Source organism: Pseudanabaena biceps PCC 7429 (genome assembly GCF_000332215.1).
Taxonomy (GTDB): Bacteria; Cyanobacteriota; Cyanobacteriia; order Pseudanabaenales; family Pseudanabaenaceae; genus Pseudanabaena; species Pseudanabaena biceps.
In genome coordinates this window covers 1-19,364 of record NZ_ALWB01000100.1, presented here as the reverse complement: position 1 = coordinate 19,364, position 19,364 = coordinate 1, and the positions used below count along the sequence as shown (strand labels likewise).

General features: G+C 45.1%; 14 protein-coding genes. 3 read left to right on the top strand and 11 right to left on the bottom strand.

Annotated features, from left to right (window positions below; genetic code table 11):
* Positions 1-163 precede the first annotated feature (163 nt).
* The 3 genes from lepB (PSE7429_RS12450) to PSE7429_RS12440 form a co-directional block, all read right to left on the bottom strand.
* Positions 164-736, bottom strand: a complete 573-nt coding sequence (lepB, locus tag PSE7429_RS12450; RefSeq protein ID WP_009627557.1) for a signal peptidase I — start codon at positions 734-736, stop codon at positions 164-166.
* A 202-nt stretch (positions 737-938) separates the two neighbouring features.
* Positions 939-1,643, bottom strand: a complete 705-nt coding sequence (gene lepB / locus PSE7429_RS12445) for a signal peptidase I (RefSeq protein ID WP_009627556.1) — start codon at positions 1,641-1,643, stop codon at positions 939-941.
* A gap of 70 nt (positions 1,644-1,713) precedes the next feature.
* The gene (locus tag PSE7429_RS12440; RefSeq protein ID WP_009627555.1) at positions 1,714-3,543 is read right to left on the bottom strand and encodes an aspartate kinase; all 1,830 of its coding nucleotides are present in this window, start codon (positions 3,541-3,543) and stop codon (positions 1,714-1,716) included.
* A 757-nt stretch (positions 3,544-4,300) separates the two neighbouring features.
* On the opposite strand from PSE7429_RS12440, the gene gpmI reads away from it, so the two are divergent.
* Entirely contained in the window at positions 4,301-5,902 is a 1,602-nt protein-coding gene (gene gpmI / locus PSE7429_RS12435) for a 2,3-bisphosphoglycerate-independent phosphoglycerate mutase (RefSeq protein WP_009627554.1), read from the top strand.
* 845 nt (positions 5,903-6,747) lie between these two features.
* Here the strand turns inward: gpmI and PSE7429_RS27200 are convergent.
* Genes PSE7429_RS27200 through PSE7429_RS12420 form a run of 4 tightly spaced genes read right to left on the bottom strand, consistent with a single transcriptional unit; the run spans position 6,748 to position 11,506 of the window.
* A complete protein-coding gene (locus tag PSE7429_RS27200; RefSeq protein ID WP_324603566.1) occupies positions 6,748-7,509 on the bottom strand; it encodes a universal stress protein in 762 nt (253 codons plus the stop codon).
* Positions 7,510-7,521: 12 nt separating this feature from the next.
* Entirely contained in the window at positions 7,522-9,393 is a 1,872-nt protein-coding gene (locus PSE7429_RS12430) for a chloride channel protein (RefSeq protein WP_009627551.1), read from the bottom strand.
* A gap of 51 nt (positions 9,394-9,444) precedes the next feature.
* The gene (gene ruvB, locus PSE7429_RS12425) at positions 9,445-10,701 is read right to left on the bottom strand and encodes a Holliday junction branch migration DNA helicase RuvB (RefSeq protein ID WP_009627550.1); all 1,257 of its coding nucleotides are present in this window, start codon (positions 10,699-10,701) and stop codon (positions 9,445-9,447) included.
* Positions 10,682-11,506: a creatininase family protein gene (locus PSE7429_RS12420; RefSeq protein ID WP_009627549.1), complete on the bottom strand. Its 825-nt coding sequence runs from the start codon at positions 11,504-11,506 to the stop codon at positions 10,682-10,684. The genes ruvB and PSE7429_RS12420 overlap by 20 nt, the downstream gene beginning before the upstream one ends.
* A 453-nt stretch (positions 11,507-11,959) precedes the next feature.
* Between PSE7429_RS12420 and ispG the strand changes: the two genes are divergently transcribed.
* Positions 11,960-13,228 (top strand): (E)-4-hydroxy-3-methylbut-2-enyl-diphosphate synthase, encoded by a 1,269-nt coding sequence (ispG, locus tag PSE7429_RS12410; protein WP_009627548.1) that lies wholly within the window; start codon positions 11,960-11,962, stop codon positions 13,226-13,228.
* A 306-nt stretch (positions 13,229-13,534) separates the two neighbouring features.
* On the opposite strand, the gene PSE7429_RS12405 is transcribed toward ispG, so the two are convergent.
* From PSE7429_RS12405 to PSE7429_RS12390, 4 genes are all read right to left on the bottom strand, one after another.
* The gene (locus PSE7429_RS12405; RefSeq protein ID WP_009627547.1) at positions 13,535-14,704 is read right to left on the bottom strand and encodes a glycosyltransferase; all 1,170 of its coding nucleotides are present in this window, start codon (positions 14,702-14,704) and stop codon (positions 13,535-13,537) included.
* A 29-nt stretch (positions 14,705-14,733) separates the two neighbouring features.
* Positions 14,734-16,077 (bottom strand): O-antigen ligase family protein, encoded by a 1,344-nt coding sequence (locus PSE7429_RS12400; protein ID WP_009627546.1) that lies wholly within the window; start codon positions 16,075-16,077, stop codon positions 14,734-14,736.
* Between the two features lie 58 nt (positions 16,078-16,135).
* Positions 16,136-17,209 (bottom strand): glycosyltransferase family 4 protein, encoded by a 1,074-nt coding sequence (locus PSE7429_RS12395; protein WP_009627545.1) that lies wholly within the window; start codon positions 17,207-17,209, stop codon positions 16,136-16,138.
* A gap of 226 nt (positions 17,210-17,435) precedes the next feature.
* Complete coding sequence (locus PSE7429_RS12390; RefSeq protein WP_009627544.1) at positions 17,436-18,095, bottom strand: DUF2301 domain-containing membrane protein; 660 nt, start codon at positions 18,093-18,095, stop codon at positions 17,436-17,438.
* A 233-nt stretch (positions 18,096-18,328) separates the two neighbouring features.
* On the opposite strand from PSE7429_RS12390, the gene PSE7429_RS23660 reads away from it, so the two are divergent.
* Complete coding sequence (locus PSE7429_RS23660; RefSeq protein ID WP_009627543.1) at positions 18,329-19,180, top strand: hypothetical protein; 852 nt, start codon at positions 18,329-18,331, stop codon at positions 19,178-19,180.
* Positions 19,181-19,364: the final 184 nt, after the last annotated feature.

Sequence of the window (19,364 nt, the reverse complement as noted above, 5' to 3'; positions counted from 1 at the left end):
TTGCGGCGCGTAGCGCCGCAACTCTATTTATTGGTTTTGATGTCTATTTCTTTAATGGGAAGGGAGTATAGTTTTGGTATCAAGAAATGGCTACGCCATTTCTTAACTTGGTATTTCCCTCTTAAACTGAACTATTGCATTTCTACGGTGCTTTATTTCTTTGCTAGTCACTAATTACGCCTAACCGATCGCCAAAAGGAAAGAACCTAATCGTCGCTTTGCCGATAATATTCTCTTTTGGTAAAAATCCCCAAATGTGAGAATCATTGCTGTGGTTGCGATTGTCGCCCATCATCCAGTAATACCCTTTAGGAACGACCACTTCACGCATGGCATATTTCGGAGCTTCCGCAATATAGGACTCATCAAGGGCCTCGCCATTACGATAAACCTTGCCATTTTTGACAGCAATGCGATCGCCTTCCACACCAATCAAGCGCTTGATGTAAGCCTTGCTCGTATCACCGATCGCAGGAGAAGCAGGTGGATAAAAAATTAAAATATCGCCGTATTTCGGTTGTTGCCATTGCTGTGAAATCTTATCGACTAAAATGCGATCGCCCACCTGTAAAGTTGGTTCCATTGAGCCAGAGGGAATGAAGCGTGGTTCAACTATAAAAGTACGCAGGAAAATAGCGATCGCAAGGGCAACAGCAAAAATACGAATGGTTTCACCATGACGTTGCCACCAAGGTTGAACAGGAGCTTGCGGATCTAGCTTAATTTCTGTGGACATGATTGAGATTGTGAAGATTGTTTTTTATTTTCAAATGAGCTTACAGCGCTTTGCGCTCAAACCCAAACCAAGGAAACTTTTGAAAGCTTTGCGAAGCAAAGCTTTCAAAAGTTTCCTTGTGGTTCGTTTGATCGATAATTGCTGTAGGCTCATTTGAAAATATTCTAAAAATATGATCTGAAAGAGAATGGAGAAATCTGCTCTAGTATTTAGGCACATTTAAGTTACCAGCCCGTTTGTCAAAGGGCCAGTAACGGAACATGGCTCGTCCGACAAGATTCTCTTCGGGCATAAATCCCCAAGCATGGGAATCCAAACTATTATTGCGATTATCGCCCATCACCCAATATTTACCATTGGGCACGGTGAAATAGGGATAATTATCCCTCCCATTTTGGACATTGTCAGGACGAAAACAGTTAGGACAGAGAGCATCATCTTGGGTTGGCAAAGTGTAGCTAGGTGGTGAAGCAATGTAAGGCTCATTTAGAGGTACATCATTGACAAATACTTTGCCGTCATGAATGCTCAGGCGATCGCCAGGCAAACCAATCACCCGTTTGATATAGACCTTAGAGGCATCGGGAACAACTGGATTGTTGGGCGGATTGAATACGACGATTTCGCCACGTTCGGGTTTACGCCAGCGGAAAGAGAGCTTATCGATAATTAGGCGATCGTCGATTAATAGAGTTGGCTCCATAGAGCTAGAGGGAATGAAGCGTGGTTCCGCAACAAATATTCTCACACCGACAGCCAACAGAATGGCAACTGTCACCGTGGGCAAATTATCCGTCAAGAAGTTCTTAACTGAGTTTTCCTTGGGTGCAATGGGAGCTTGTTTGGGATCGGTCGGAGGCGTGACTGGAGAATTATTAGTGCGATCGCTAGAATTATCAGATGACATAGAAATGCTCGCGGGATATGTGTTTATCTTAAAGCGGATTTAGTAAGTGTGGCGATTAGCAACCTACTTACTACTTTTTCAGGATGCTGGGAACTTCGATAGCAAGATCTCCCGACAGATTAAATTCTTGATGAATCACCTTGAGTGCTTTTTCTGCATGGCGATCGCGCACTACACAGCTAACTTTAATCTCAGAAGTAGCAATCATCTCAATATTAATGTCTGAATCAGCAAGGGCGCTAAACATTCGCGCCGCAATTCCTGACTGATGGATCATATTTGCACCCACAATACTAACCTTGCTAATGTCGCCATCACAGGTAACTTCACCATAGCCTAGCACTGGTGCAAATTGTTTTAGGGCAGTTTCAGCTTTAGCCAGATCAGCGATCGCTACGGTAAAGGCAATTTCGTTAACATCGCGATCGGATTGAGACTGCACGATCATGTCCAGACTAATATTTTGTTCCACAAGCTGCTCAAGAATTTTTGCCGCCATGCCAGGACGATCGGGTACTTGCTGTACGGCAATTCTTGCTCGATTGCGATCTAGAGCCACCCCTCTTACGGGAGAAATATGAGGATTATTGTCAGAAATAATTTCACAGGCTTGATGCGATCGCACGGGAACATCGAAAGCGGCTTGAATGGCAGCGATCGCTTTTTCGCCATCGGAGGCTGCGATCACACAACTTATTTTGATCTCAGAAGTGGAGATCATTTGGATATTTACACCCACATCCGCAAGCGCTGTAAACATCTGGGCAGCAACTCCAGGTCGCCCGATCATGCCAACACCGATAATGCTAATTTTGGCAATGGCGGAATCAACCGTTACAAGGCTTGCGCCAATTTCCAAACCTCGCGTGACGACTTCCGCCAACTGTAATTGATTTTGGGGAATTGTAAAGGCAATATCGTTTACACCTTCTTGCTCTTGTACAGCTTGAATGATCAAATCAACATTTATACCCTGCTCGGCAAGAGATTTAAATAATTGCGAGGCGATGCCTGGGCGATCGGGGATTTGGAGAAGGGCGATCTTAACTTGATCGTAGTCAATCGAGACCGTTTCCACAAAACGATTCACCTCAAGAGACTGAAGATTGCCAGTTCCAATCCTTGGCGAAGTGATGACCGTACCTGCATCATCTAGCCAGCTCGATCGCACGCACATTTTTACGCCAAAATTACGGGCAATTTCCACCGATCGCGGATGCAATACCTTTGCCCCTAGACTAGCTAGCTCTAGCATTTCATCGCAGGTAATTTCCGAAAGCATTTGCGCCTTAGGGACAATGCGCGGATCGGTGGTCAAAATTCCAGGCACATCGGTATAAATTTCACAAATATCGGCTTCAATCGCCGCCGCAATGGCTACTGCTGAAGTATCGGAGCCACCGCGCCCTAAAGTTGTAATCTCGCTGCTAGGTAAACCAGTAACTGGATCGATCGCCACACCTTGAAACCCTGCAATGACTAAGACTTTACCCCGAGCGAGGGCAGCTAAGATCCGCTCCGATTCAACGTATAAAATTCTGGCGCGCGTATGGTTTGGTTCGGTAACTACCCGAACCTGCGAACCATTCATGGCGATCGCAGGTTGCCCCACTGCTTGCAAAGCCATACTGAGCGTAGCAATCGTTACCTGTTCGCCCGTAGCTAAGAGCAGATCCATCTCGCGCTCTTTCGCTGCGATTTCTTCGAGGGTAGGGTTATCGGTTAAGGCTACAGACTCGGCAAGAGCTACTAAACCATCCGTGGTTTTACCCATTGCGGAAACTACAACCACGACTTGATTGCCAGCATCAACTGTCCGCTTAATGCGATCGCGTACTGCTTTAATGCGATCGGCATCGGCTACGGAGGAGCCACCATATTTCTGAACTATTAACGCCATTCGTTAGGGAAATTTTTAAACCGATGAAAGAATTTATTGCAATATTTTGCTAACTCGCTTAGTTTAACTTGCTTAGTTTAACTCGCTTAGTTTAACTCGCTTAGTTTAACTCGCTTAGTTTAACTGGCTTAAGTCAAGACAAAGCACTACAGAATATCCATCATACATTCGTTCATACATTCGTTTAGTAACTGGACATAATTAAAAACCAGAGCTAAAATATGTAGCGTGCGCTACATATTTTAGGGTTTTCTATTTATATAGAGATCATATATAGCTGCCGCCAGTCTTGTTAGGACAAAATTAAAACCCAAAAGAGGATTGCCGCGCGGAGCACGGCAATCCTCTTTTGGGTTTTGAGATTCCCAAAGTGGCGTTGCCACTTTGGGAATCTCAAAACCTTACTGGGCTTGTTTTTTAATTCACTGAAGTGAGCCAACACTTCAGTGAATTGGTATTATGTCCTTGATACATTTGCAGGCAGCTATATAAAGGTAAGAGATCGCTCCACCAATTACTTTATGGGATCAAGAAAGCGAGCAGCCAGTAAAACGAATCGCTAACTCAGGGACAATTTAAATTGTTCTTGAGTTAGGCTGTAGCAAAACTATGCAATTTTGGGCACTATTAAAAGTTTTTTATGATATATTGCGATCTCGCTAATTGCCAAGTATTGTTAAGGTAATCCGTAGATTTACTCCAGTGGTATGATTACCAACTTAGGAGTGATCGTGTACTCAATAAGGAACTGTCTTTTATGCAAACGGGGTCTGTTTCTCCACTGGTTCTGATAATTTTAGACGGCTGGGGATATAGGGAAGAAACCGAGGGCAATGCGATCGCCGCAGCAAATACTCCCGTTATGGATAGTCTGTGGAGTACTTACCCCAAAACTCTCCTCCAAGCCTCTGGCAAAGATGTCGGTCTACCAAAAGGTCAAATGGGCAACTCAGAAGTTGGTCATTTGAATATTGGGGCTGGTCGAGTTGTCCCCCAAGAATTAGTTAGAATTTCCGATGCTGTAGATGATGGCTCCCTGCTGTCAAATCCTGTACTGGTTACAGTTTGTGAGAAAGTTAAAGCCAACAAAAGTAAATTACACCTTTTAGGGCTCTGCTCTGATGGTGGCGTGCATTCACATATCGATCACTTATTGGGACTGCTAGATTTAGCCAAGGCTCAGCAAATTGAAGATGTCTGTATACATGTAATCACCGATGGTCGCGACACCCTGTCGCATTCTGGGATCAACTTTATTAAGCTTTTACAGGCTCATATCAATAAGATTGGGGTCGGTCGCATCGTCACCATTATCGGTCGTTACTTTGCGATGGATCGTGACAAACGTTGGGATCGCGTCCAAAAAGCCTATGAGGTCATGACCGACGATCGCATCACCACCGAGCTAACTTCGCCGACAGATTTTCTGGAAGCCGCTTACAAAGAAAAAATTACCGACGAATTTTTGCCGCCGACGCGGATCGCCCACGGTGCGATCGCCTCTGGTGATGGTGTCATTTGCTTTAATTTTCGTCCTGACCGATCCCGCGAGATCAGTCAAGCCCTAGTTGCGGAGAACTTTACGGGGTTTGAGCGCAAGCGGATCGAACATCTCGCCTATGCTACTTTTACCCAGTATGATAGTGCCCTGCCTGTCCCTGTCGTCTTTCTCCCACAAAACCTAACTAATTTGTTGGGGCCAGTGGTCGCAAAGCATGGCATGAAACAGTTGCGTCTCGCCGAAACTGAGAAGTATGCCCATGTCACCTACTTCTTTGATGGTGGGATGGAGGAAGCCAGTGAAGGCGACGATCGCATTTTAGTAAATAGCCCAAGGGTGTCAACTTACGATCAGCAACCAGAGATGTCCGCTGCCGAAGTGACGCGCATTGCCTCAGAGGCGATCGCCAAACGAATTTACTCGCTGATCGTCATTAACTATGCCAACCCCGATATGGTTGGACATACGGGTAATTTTGAAGCTACCGTCAAGGCTCTCGAACATGTCGATCGATGTTTGGGCAGATTATTATCTAGCATCGGCAATGCGGGCGGTACTGCTTTAATTACTGCCGATCACGGTAATGCTGAGTATATGTGGGATGAACATGGCAATCCTTGGACAGCCCATTCCAGCAATCCCGTGCCATTTATTTTAGTCGAAGGTGAAGTTCTCAAGATCTACGGTCATGGAGCTGATGTCAAGCTCAAACCGACAGGCGGTCGTCTAGCTGACATTGCCCCCACGATTTTAGAAATCCTTCAAATTGAGCAGCCAGAAGAAATGACAGGGGTTTCTTTGCTAGAAAAAGCCATCTACGAGATTCAAGCCGTCAAAACTCCTGTCAAAATTGGCTAAAACCAATTAAGGGACTTGCAATTTAATGAATTACCAAATATAAAACCAGAATCGGTGGCACGGCTCCGCCGCGCCACCGATTCTGGTAAATCTGGATTGGTATCTTATTTTCTCGCAAGTCCCTAAGCCCATAAAGGACGGCGGCGCTTTGCGTCGCCACTCTTTATTGGTTTGGTTGGTAACGTCTGTATCGCAGGGGGCACAAGCTATTTTGATGTACTTAACGTTAGTTCGGATTAAGCTGGCAAATTTTAAAAGCCCAAAATTAAAAGCCTTGCTACGAAAGGCTTTTAATTTTGGGCTGTGAGAAAGGGTTTGCGTAGCAAACCCTTTCTCACAGCCCGTTTCAAATTATCCCGAACTTACTTAACAAAAAGACCCAGCCATTGGCTGGGTCTTTTTGTTTCGGAATACTTTAGGATCTTGAGATTACAGTCAACTGCTGGAAGGATCTTAGATTTACTAGTTAACGATAATAGTAAAACCAATTAACTAAATATCTACAGAACAGCCCCAGCACACAGCTCGGAAATCTGAAGACCCACACGTTTACCGTTACTACTATCTGATTGCATGGGCATCACCTCCTGTTGTCTAAATGTTTATTATCAAGTGTTTATTATCAAGTGGGGTTCGACTTGACACCGAAGGTTTATTCAACCTGAAATCTAATATAGCTGACAAATCAAGATTTGACAATATAAGCAGTTAAGCTTTATTAAAAACCAAAACCTAGAAGAGCGTACCGCCCGCGTAGCGGGCGGTACGCTCTTCTAGGTTTTAAGTTTACCTTAGCTACTTTAATCTAGAGCGATGTCCAATTTTTAGAGCCCTATTTTTAGATTTTAAATTGCCTTTCGGAAAATGATAATTGTGCGATTAGACATGTTCTTATTACGAGCGATCGCTTCGGAAACATTACCATGCAAGATCTGGTGCAAAATACCTTCATGACTTGCTTCTAGGATAATGACATCACTTCGCTCCTGATTTGCTAGGTCTACAATTGCATCGGTAACTGACTTAGCACAGACGGAAACAGCATCAACTTTAAACTGGAGAGATTTATATAATAAGTCTGCATATTGTTCTAATTGGCTTTCTTGTTGCTTTTCATCCATTGGCGAAAAGATCTGACAGAGGCATACCTCTGGATAGGGAGACATAGATATCAGATCTGGAAGGAGTTGGATGACGTTTGCGCTATTGGAATCCCCCGTAATGGGAATGAGCCAACGATTAAAGGAAATATGCGGTCTGCGAAACTCTTGATTAAATGGATTCGCCTTTTGTAAACGATCGCTAAATTTAACGAACATCACATCACAGGCTGCCTGCTCCAGCGCAGTATCCACTGTATGTCCAAATATACGTTCAGAGGATTTAGAGATACCATACCAGCCAATTAATAGCAGATCGATTTTGCGATCGCGGGCAACTTCTAAAATCGTTTGCCCAATATCATGGGCGACCCGCACCTGAGTATGAATGGGAACTCGCCTAGTCTGAGCTGCCATCATCACCCGTTGAAAAAGTTCCAAACTAGGATTTAGATCAACGGTCGTCTCTGATGGAGCGAGGTGTTGAGCGACGGAGATAACATGCAGGCACTCTAGTTCTTAATTGCGCTCTTCCGCGATCGCGAGCGCCATGGCGATTAAGTACTCCGCCGTTTGCAAATCGCTGAGAGGAAGGAGCAATCGTCCCGATCCCGTAGCAGTCCCTCGCTGTTGATAGACTAAATAGGATTGTTTGGTGATTTGAGAACTAACTCCCCGTAAACGCTTGGCTTGAGCACGTAAAATATCGCTGCGCGTGATAATCCCCACGAGTTTATAGCGATCGATGACGGGTAATCGTGAGAGTTTGTAATAGGAAAGAAGATAAAGAACTTGAGATAATCTCTCCTCAGGGCTAACGGTAATGGGATTTTTGGTCATAATTTGACCAACTTTAATATTCTCAGAAATATTCTTAGAAATATTCTCAGAAATATTCTTAGAGAGAATATTTTGCTCTTGGAACTTGACCAAATCCATTTGGGTGATAATACCCACTACGTGATCGTCACTCATGACAGGAAACCCGCGATGGCGAGATCGCGCAAACGATTGCATTACCTCAGTAACCAGCATTTCACTATTTAGGGTCTCAACCTGCCGCTGCATGACATCCATCGCCCTTAATCCATCCCACAATCCATCGGTAACTATTTCGGTCTGGAGATGAATGCCTTTAAGTTCTAATAAGTGGGTGTACAACGATCCAGGAGCGTACTTTTCAGCACAAAGATAGGCAACAACACTGGTAATCATCAAAGGCAGAATAATATTAAAATCCCTTGTGATTTCAAAAACAATCACAAACGCGGTGATTGGTACTTTCGCCACTGCCCCAAAAAATGCCCCCATCCCTGACAAGGCATAGGTTCCCAGAGTGCCAATTCCTAGGGTAGAATGCTCCAAATTTCCCACTAACGATCCGAGTGCTGCCCCCAAGATCAAGCTAGGCACAAATAAGCCCCCCGCAGTTTCCGCACTACAAGCAATTAAAGTGAGAATAAATCTCACGGCAAAGGTTCCAGCGGTAACCGACCAGTCTGGTTGCCCCATAGCGAGGAACATCTGCAAACCCGTACTGTCTCGAAATTCATCGGGAAGCATGGTGATGGCGATTCCAGAAACACAACCAGCGATCGCAATTCTCCCCGCAAATCCCGTTTTGAAAATCCGCCGATTCCATTTCGTAACGGCGATCACACTGTGATTAAATAAGGCGGCAAACCAACCGACCAGCAGTCCCAACAATAGGAGAAATGGAATCTCTTGAGCAGAAAAATGGATTTCTGGAATCGTCGTATTTAGCCCTTGTCCAGACAAGACCAGCGAAACGACTCCACCAATAAAGGAGGCAAGAATTGCGGTTCCTAAAGTCAGGCTAGAGACATCGTGCAGGAGTTCCTCGATCACAAACAGTACGCCTGCGATCGGGGCATTAAATCCAGCGGCAAGCCCTGCGGCAGCCCCTGCGGCAAGCAATTGGCGCTTATATTCGGGAGATGTAGGAATCCATTGGCTTACCTGTCCTGCAATCGCCGCTCCAATCTGTACCGTTGGTCCTTGACGACCGAGGGCTAACCCTGATCCCAAGGCTAAAATCGTACTGGCGATCTTGACAACCGCAACTCGGAGATTGAGCGCGATCGGCACATAACTGAGCGCCGCCTTAACTTGGGGAATGCCACTACCAGAGGCTTCTGTCGCAAATTTATCGATTAGAAGTCCCGATAGAAATCCGCCAACTAAACCAATCAGCGGCAGTACAAACCATACTTCATGGGCAACCCGTACGCGCCACCCTCCCAGCCAGCCGATCCCCTGTTTTAGTAAAACTGCCGCTAAGCCAGCCACTAAACCTATTAAACAAGCTTCAAAAATGGCGATCCGTTTGGGTTTTAACCACTGATGCCACGATGTTATACCTAAAGCCATAAATAATTATGCGGTAATATCGCCAAGATCTTAAGTTTAATGATTAGGGACTTATAACAACCCTGTGATCGCCGTTTGGACGGGATAGCCTAAATGCTTCCATGCGGCAGCCGTGGCAACCCGACCGCGAGGCGTGCGATTGATATAGCCGATCTGCAATAAATATGGCTCATACACTTCTTCAATCGTATGGGCATCCTCACCCGTCGCCGCCGCCAAGGTATCCAAACCTGCGGGACCTCCATGAAAATTCTCGATCAATACCGTTAGCAGTTTGCGATCGATCCAGTCCAAACCTTTAGGATCGACATTAAATAATTCTAGAGCCGATTCCGCGATCGCCCCTGTAATTTGTTCGCCCTTAGCCTTTACCTCCGCATAGTCTCGCACCCTTTTTAACAAACGATTGGCAATCCGAGGCGTACCCCGCGACCTTGCCGCGATCGCAATCGCCCCATCATCATCAATCGGGGTCGCGAGAATCTTGGCGCTACGCGACACGATCTGCGTCAGTTCGTCCTGCTCATAAAAGCGGAAATGCTGCACAAATCCAAAGCGATCGCGCAATGGCGAAGATAATGCGCCAATTCGAGTCGTAGCGCCAATCAGGGTAAATTTATTTAACTGCACGCTGCGGATCCTTGCTCCCTGACCTTTCCCAATCGTAATATCAAGACGATAGTCTTCCATCGCAGGATAGAGAATCTCTTCGGTTACACTCGGTAAACGATGAATTTCATCGATAAAGAGAATATCCCCCTGTTGCAGAGATACCAGCAAACCAGCCACATCACGGGGACGCTCAAGGGCAGGGGCAGAAGTAATTTTGCATTGTACGCCCATTTCCTGAGCGACGATCAAGGCGAGGGAAGTTTTCCCTAACCCAGGAGGACCATATAACAACAAATGATCGAGAGCTGATGATCGGGACTTTGCCGCCGCGATCGCAATATTTAATAATTCTTTTAAATCCTTTTGACCGATATAATCCTGAAGGCTTTTCGGACGAATATTAATATCCGCGCCAAATTGCGCCGCCTCAGCCGAATTATCTTTATTATCTTTTGCCAATCGATCCGCTAACTTCTCCTCTGGAGTCGCCTCCGCTTGCAGTAAATCAAGGGCTTGCTGCATTTCGGGCGACGGGCGATCATTTTTAGCTGATTTTTTAGGGGATCGGGGCGTTGATGCTTGACTAGCAACCTTTTCAGAAACCGATGTGGATGAATTTTGAGGGACAACCCCATCGGTAGAGCGATCGCCTTCAGGATTTGGCTCTTGAATTAATTTAGAGGAGATGATTGCCATACGCCCTCGGCTGTTCAAATTTATAGATATCTTCGATCAATTTTGTCCACCCATTCACTAAAGAAGCCAAAATCTTTTCTCCCTTTTCTCTAGTTGCTGCCCTAGCATCACCTAAAACCCCACTCCTAGTCAAATCCCTTGTCACCCATGCAAAGGGATTTGCTCCTTCCATACTTAACATACTATGTTCGGGCAAGCCACAGGGATATTCGGTTATCGCTTGATCCATATCGACCTGTTCGGGCAAGAGGGCTAGCATCAAACTGGTTTCCGCATCGCCACCATGAATTCCCAACTCTAATTCCTTTGGCGTTAATAAATCCTTCGCTGCATTAGGAACCCGCCAAGTAAAGAGGGGGAAAATCAGAAAATCGGGGTATTTCTCATGGAGATCACGCGCGACTATTTCCAAAATCTGCGGCTGTCCACCGTGGGAATTCATGAGTGCCAGTTTCCGAAATCCCGCTCGATAAATACTCTCCGCAATATCCGTCAATACCGCCAACATTGTCGGTGTACTCATCGTAATCGTTCCTGCAAAGGTACTATGCTCATTCGACTTGCCGTAATATAACGGTGGCAATGCATAGGCAGGAATCGCAGGAGCTAACTGCTCTAAAGCCCCTGCTAACACTCCAATACTAATCGCCGCATCAACGATCAATGGCAAATGCGCACCATGTTGCTCGATCGCTCCCATGGGTTGAACAATTACCACATTCTCCTTGTTGGGCATTGCTGCGATCGCTGGGGAAGTCAGGTAAGCAAAGTATCGATGGGCGGGAAAGTAATTCATGGCTAACATTTTACTCATACAGCACTTTTTTATTTTGCAGCTTTAATTAGTCTAGGCTTTGGCAAATGAAAGAGGAAGTCCGCACTCTATTTGTTTACAAAATGAGTGTTGGGTATGTCACAATTGCGCTTCTATAGCAACTTACAGCGCTTCGCGCTCAAACCCAAACCAAGGAAACTCTTGAAAGCGTTGCAAAGCAACGCTTTCAAGAGTTTCCTTGTGGTTCGTTTGATCGATAATTGCTGTAGTACATAAAACCCTAAAGATGGGTGGCGGCGCGAAGCGCCGCCACCCATCTTTAGGGTTTTGAGTTGCGCTCAAAATATTTTCCACAACAAAATTAAAAGCATTAAAAGCGCAAAATTAAAAGCGCAAAATTAAAAGCGCAAAATTAAAAGCGCAAAATAAAGCTACTGTCCCCCACTTCAGATAGACTAATGAGAGAAAGTAACTAAAAGTGTTATGGCGACTGTTTCTGAGAATACGAAAAGCACACAAAACGGCACACAAAACGGCACACAAAAAGCTACAGCCGAACCGATCGTGGATGGCAGTGAAAATCTTGGTGTAATCGTCAGACGCAAAACTCGCCCCGTCCAAGTGGGTAATATCACCATCGGCGGAGGTGCACCTGTAGTGGTGCAATCGATGATTAACGAAGACACTCTCGATATAGATGGCTCGGTAGCAGGAATTCGCCGTTTGCATGAAATTGGCTGCGAAATTGTCCGCGTCACCGTCCCAAGTATGGCTCACGCCGCCGCCCTCTCAGAAATCCGCCAAAAGCTCAAACGGACTTATCTTGATGTGCCTCTGGTCGCCGATGTCCACCACAACGGTATGAAAATTGCCCTCGAAGTCGCCAAGCATATCCATAAGGTCCGCATTAATCCGGGACTATACGTATTTGAGAAACCCAAGGCAAATCGTACCGAATATACTCAATCAGAATTTGACGAGATCGCCGAAAAAGTCCGCGATACCCTCAAGCCGCTTGTTTTGTCTCTCAAAGAACAGGGCAAAGCGATGCGGATCGGCGTAAACCATGGTTCTCTCGCTGAGCGGATGCTATTTACCTATGGCGATACGCCTCAGGGTATGGTTGAATCTGCGATCGAGTTCATTCGTATTTGTGAAGATCTGGACTTTAAAAATATCGTTATCTCCATGAAGGCATCTCGCGTCCCCGTGATGATCGCCGCCTATCAGTTGATGGCTAAGCGTATGGATCAATTGGGTATGGATTACCCCTTGCATTTAGGAGTAACGGAAGCGGGTGATGGGGAATATGGTCGGATCAAGTCCACGGCAGGCATTGCCACATTACTATCCCAAGGAATCGGCGACACTATTCGGGTATCGCTCACCGAAGCACCAGAGAAAGAAATTCCCGTCTGTTACAGCATTTTGCAATCCCTAGGGCTGCGCAAAACAATGGTGGAATATGTCGCCTGTCCATCTTGCGGTCGTACCCTATTTAATCTTGAAGAAGTACTACATAAAGTTCGCGAAGCCACCAGTCATCTAGTGGGGCTAGACATTGCGGTGATGGGCTGTATTGTCAATGGACCAGGAGAAATGGCAGATGCCGACTATGGTTATGTTGGTAAAACTCCAGGCACCATTTCTCTTTATCGTGGCAAGGAAGAGATCAAGCGCGTACCTGAAGCGGAAGGGGTAGAACAATTAATTGCTCTTATTAAATCCGACGATCGCTGGGTCGATCCTTAAATTCTAAGAATCCTGATCAACCCCAAGAATAGAAGGGAGGCGCAAAGTGCCGCCCTTCTATTCTTAGGGTTGATTTATTAATCATACCAATTCCCAAAAGTGTGGCTACACTTTTGGGAATTAAAACCCAAATCCAGTAAGGGTTTTAAAATTACAAAATGGCGTAGCCATTTTGTAATTTGGTATCACTTGAGCAAAGCTAAAGCTGCCGTCAACTGTATCAGAACATAAAAAAATAGTGTTGCCACGCGGAGCGCGGCAACACTATTTTGGGTTTTAATTTTGTCCTAACAAGACTGGCGGCAACTATATGTATAGCTGTTGGAGATTAACTGCAATTTTGTTCCAAGTGTAATGTTCGGCAATATATTTTGCAGCCCGATCGCCTATTTGCTGATTAACTTGAGGTTGATCGAGGCTTTGGGCAATCGCGGCGGCGATCGCATCAATCTCCAAGTCCACCACCCAGCCTAATTGTTGCGATCGTACTAGCTCAGCAAGGGCTACACCCTTAGTTATGAGTACGGGAGTCCCTGCGGCGAGGGCTTCTAAAACCGATACCCCAAAATTTTCTGAATGGGAGGTCAAGACATAGAGGTCTGATCCTTGCAGACAAATATTTTTTTTAATCCCTGTAACAAAACCCAGTTTGTAGGTGCGATCGCCTAAATGATGAGCTTGGAGCAGTTGCTCCAATGCTGCCTCATATTCTGGATCGCCACTACCCGCCAGCACAAACGCAAAATGGCGATCGCGCAATTTCCCAAGGGCGGGGAGGAGGTAATCTAGCCCTTTTTTAGGATGGATTCGCGACAAAAAAAGCATGATCGGAACTTGAGAGGGAATATCGAGCATTCGATGTAGCTGCTCTCTTGCATCGGCGATCGCTGGTGGTATTTGCAAACCCAGCGGCCGAACGATAGTTTTTAAAGACCAACCCAGTAGTTCTATTTCTACCTGCTCTTGCATTGCTGTCACATGAATCGCTTTAGCGCCAAATAAATTCGCTTTTTCGAGCAAGTTCAGGTAAATATGCTTTTTTTGTGCCCCTTGCTGTAATGACCATTGGCATAGCAATCCATGGGGACTATTAACATAAGGAATATTTTGCTGGCGTGCGATCGTCATAGCAATGGTTGCAGGATAGGAAAAAATTGCATGAACATGCATGAGATCGTAATCGCGGAGATGTTGCCACAACCAAATTGTTAAGCTGCCTGAGAAGGCGAATTCGCGCATAGCATGAATAGGTGGCGAGAATCTGGGAAAGAATCTTACAGGCACTTTTTCGCCTTCAACTTCATAATCAATCAGTCGGTGGAGCGGAACGTCTAGCAAAGTCTTACCATTATCATTGGTCGTTACAATTTCGGCATCTATACCAATAGCTCGTAAGCTCTTAACCATCTCAATGACGGCAATACTCGTGCCGCCCCTCACCGCCGCAATAGATGGAACTAGATGCAAAACTTTCATAGCTTATGTGGAACTGACATTATGCCTAGCTACTGATGACTGACAAAATCTAAATAATCATCTCGATGGGCAACTTCTAAAAGATAATTACCAAGTACAAGATATAAAAGCACCGCCAGAATGGAAAAGGTCAAATTACCGAGTAGATAGGCTTCCGAAATACCGCCAACAAGTAAAGACAATAGTCCAGCCATAACGGCACTGCAATGGAGGTAGTATTCTGGTCTAGCCTTGCACAATCGATCGAGCTTATATATCATTTGCAAACTGCTCAAACCAAACATGAACATGGGAACTGCACCAATTAAGCCCAAACTTCCCAATACCCCCAACCACGAGCTCTCGCCAAACAGAAGGCGATCGCCTTGAAATGGAGCACCAAACAGGGGATTTTCAATGAAGAGGTTCAAATAACCATTCCAAACATTTTCACGCGTATTACTATCTAAGTTATCCCATTTGCCCACTGTACTGGTTAAAATGCCCGTGGTGTCAGCATCACTGGGATTGAGGAATGGCAAAGTAATTGCCGCGATCACACCGATAAATAGCACCATCTGTAATAGGCTCCCACCTCGGTAACGGAAAAACATTAAGACTGAGACCACCGCCATGATTGCCCCAGTTCGCGAGGCAGTCATTAACAATGCAAATATCGACATGGCCAAAAGTCCAATCCATAGACCTCGCATCCATCGACTTTGTTCGCGCTGAAAGTAGAGAAATAAGAAGGAAGGAATCGTCGCGGTAATCAAAACAGCCGCATGGTGTGGGTTACCTGTAGTACCTAAAAACCAACCATGCACAAAGGTAATCGCGTAGGGATCGATTAATGCTTGATAGCCATTAGCAATAATAAATATCGTGCCAACCATCGCGATCGCCCAGATACCTAACTGGAAATTGCGATCGTCCTGTAGCCATCGCGATGGTCCCCACAGAATCGACCAAACTAATCCACCAAACGTAGTCGCACTTAAAAAAGCAAAGCCTACATCCCCATAAATTAGGATTTTAATGAAAATCATGCATTGAACTAAGACAATATAAATTACAGGCTTAGGAATAATTTTTTGCCGCCAGTAACTTTTAGTCTTTAAGGCAACAATGATCAGCATTAACAATAAAACGATCGCTAATGGTCGCCCCACCTCGCGAATTTGCTGAAGTGGAAAAACTAGCGATGGTGGCTCTTTAATAAATTCATCGGCGAACTTGCTCAGAGAAGCTGCAAATCCAAAAATCGAGACCAAAATCCAACTTAAAAGTGGACGTTTCTGATCGGCTTGTAAGGCTAAACCTAAACCACCACCTAAGAGCATCAAACCTAAGGGAGTAGTAATAAATTCAACTAATTGATTTAAAAAATCCATAAGGCGAGTAATTACTAGTTTTTTGCTGTCGGCAGAAAAGTTAAGCGATCGCTTGTTGTCAGTGTACTGGATGGAGCACAGAATTGAAGATGGCGAGCCATCGCTGTGCCCATATTTCTGATCTATAGGGCTGGGCTAAATCTTGGGAACGAGTTCCCCATATTGCTAACTCATTATAGTGATTGTGAATTGTTAGCAAAGACGCAGCTAAAGCCTCAGGGCGATCGGGGGGAATAATGATGCCATTATATTCAGAGCGAATCACCTCAACCGCCGAACCACAAACCTGAGTGCAGATTATAGCCAATCCTGCGGCCGCCGCTTCCACTAAAGCTATGGGCCAAGGATCGAATCGACTTGGTAAGACCAATGCCCCTGCCTTTAACCAAATATCTGTCATTGCGGCGGGTTGGACAAAGCCTCGGTTGGTAATACCTACTTGATCCTGTAGATGGGATTCGAGATCACCCTGACCACAGCAAACTAAATCCCAAGGATCGCCAACTTGCGATCGATACAAACGGTAGGCTGTCGCCAGCAGATCGATCGCTTTATCATGGCTGTAGCGACCGACAAAGAGAAAAGAACGCGGCCAAGGCGATCGCCTTCTTGCTGCGAGCAGAGGTGCGTAAGCCTCGTAGTCTATGCCATACAAACCTAACGAAATATTTTCTAAAGGGATGCCCAAACGATAGGCATATTGCCAACTCCGTTCGCCAGTGACAACCACATGCGCCATCTGTTTTAGATAGGAACGCAATATCCAAGGGGCTAAATGCTGCTTCCAGTTTCCCCACCAAGGGGTATCCATTCCCATAATTAAGGGAATATTTTGCAAATTTTTAGCAAAGGCTAATTGCCGATAGGGATGATGAAACCAACCACATAAAACGATCGCATCGGGATTTTGTTGGCTTATCAATTCCTTAATTAATTTTGTGTCGTTGCGTTCCTGCAAGCCTAAAAGACGACAGGGAATTCCCTGCATTAACCCATCAGAAAATGCAGTCTGAGTTCGTGCTTGAAAGGCAATCACAAATAGGTCGATCTCTTGCCTCGCCTGTAAGGAACGCCAACAGGCTGCCATATATCCAGAAATATCAGACCAACAAAAGACGATCTTCAGGCTCATATTTACTCCTAATACCAAGTTAAGAAATGGCTACGCCATTTCTTAACTTGAAAACCCTTACGAGGTTGAGTTTTTAATTCACAAAAGTGTTGTCACACCTTCGTGAATTGGTATAAGTAGCTAATAAGTGAAAACCAAAACCAAAAGAGCGTACCGCCCGCTACGCGGGCGGTACGCTCTTCTAGGTTTTAAGTTTACTTATGCTTAGCTACTTAGAAACTCTGGATTAAATTGCTTGTTGTTTTTGAGCTTTGAGATAGGCAAATACTGATTTGTCGCCAATGTCTGAGGGAATTTCTTGAGTTGCTTTCCGAATCGCAAAGATCATAAACAAAATCGCCCAAGCAGCTAAGAAACCTTGTTCGATCGCTACAGGTAAAAAATTCACTAAATGCCCAAGAATTAGCACAGGGACTAAAGGTACTAAAAACTTAGTTTCAAAGCGATTGAAACAAAAGGTTTCTTTGAAAAAAATGCCTGTTAAAGCGGCAAAACTTGACCCGATACCAATTAAGGCTAATGGGTGATTGTAAATAGCGATCGCTAGTGGCTCTGGGAAATAAATAGCGATCGCCACCGAAGCGATCGTGCCAATCATCCAAAAAAACTGTAAAACCCGATGTAATAACTCCAAATAAATATGAATTGTCCAAAGAGCCACACCCAAACTGACGGAGAAAGCAATATATAGCCAAGTCAGACCATTAAGAACATCGGGGTTATGGGGTTGCCATAGTACCAATAGAGTGCCGAGGCTAAAACATAAGGCGGCGATCGCTAAAGCTGTGCGATAGACGATTACGCTCAGGCGATCGTTCTTAGTAATCGTAAAATTGCCAAACTGACCTTGATAAACTTCCGATATAACTTCCACAAATTTCTCCATCAATAGCCATGAAGCACTAATTCAAGGATGAAGTGCAGCGCTCAACGCTGCACTTCATCCTTGAATTAGTGCTAGTTAATCAAGAATCAACCCTGAGGCAATCTCTAGAATAGCAGTTTTATATTTTTAGTGATTGCCAAAACTACCATAATGCTTTACTATCTTGCAGTCAAAATCGACAAACATCGGATGACGCTGTACCGAAAACTAAGTAGGCAGCAGAGGAACTTTTTATGCGTATCTATTACCTAGCTGGCGTGATTCTTAGCGTTACTACAATCCTTAGTGCTTGTGGTGATAGTACACCAACCGAATGTACGATCAGTACAGCGCGAGAAATCAAACAAGGAGTTACCAAATCCGCTAAGTTTAAGGCTGGCACTGATTGCGAAGAAATGAGAAAGCTTGCAGAGGAGGGCAAACCATTGCCAACTATTGCTGATGTAACCACAAGTAATGTGCCAGTAGCTGCGGCAACGCCTAAAGTTCAAACTTTTAATGCTCCCTTCGTGGCAGGACAACAAAAGCCCCAAGACCTCATTGCTACTACTGATAAGCAAGCAAGGGTTCAGGAACTAGAGAAAAAAATTGGCGTTGACTCTAAACAATCTCGCGATCCATTTACTAGCTCAGTTATTAACCCAGTACCAAAGTTAGAAACTTTGCTCTCCAAGCCACCAGAGCCACCAAAGCTTAGAGCTGCGGTTGTAGTCAAAACCTCTAATAGTGCAAAAATCTTTACACCTCCTGATACAAAAGCTGCTGAAGGGACAAAAGTCACGGGGACTATTGAAATTTCAGGTACAATCTTTGCGATTGTCAGCGCTTCGGGTGAGTCAACTTCTCGCTATGTGAAGGCAGGTCAATTGATTTCCAATGGCAAGGTATTAGTGAAGCGCATTGATACTAATGCGGAGCCACCAATTGTGGTGTTGCAACAAAATGGAGTTGAAGTGCTTCGTCCTGTCGGTGCAGCAGTTGCTGGCGCGACGGATCCTAATGCTAGCCAGACTGGGACTGCCAATGCCCAGCCGCAGAATCCTCCTGCTCCCCCATTAGTACTGCCAGCCCCCGAACAACGATAAAGATGCTCTTTTTCAATGTATAGACCTGTATAGCAACGTAAGCCGAAAGATGCGAAGCACCGCCACTCATCTTTCGGGTTTTGATGCGTCCTCGCTATCTCTTATATAGCTATAATCACTTACGGCAATTATCGATCAAACGAACCACAAGGAAATTTTTGAAAGCGTTGCAAAGCAACGCTTT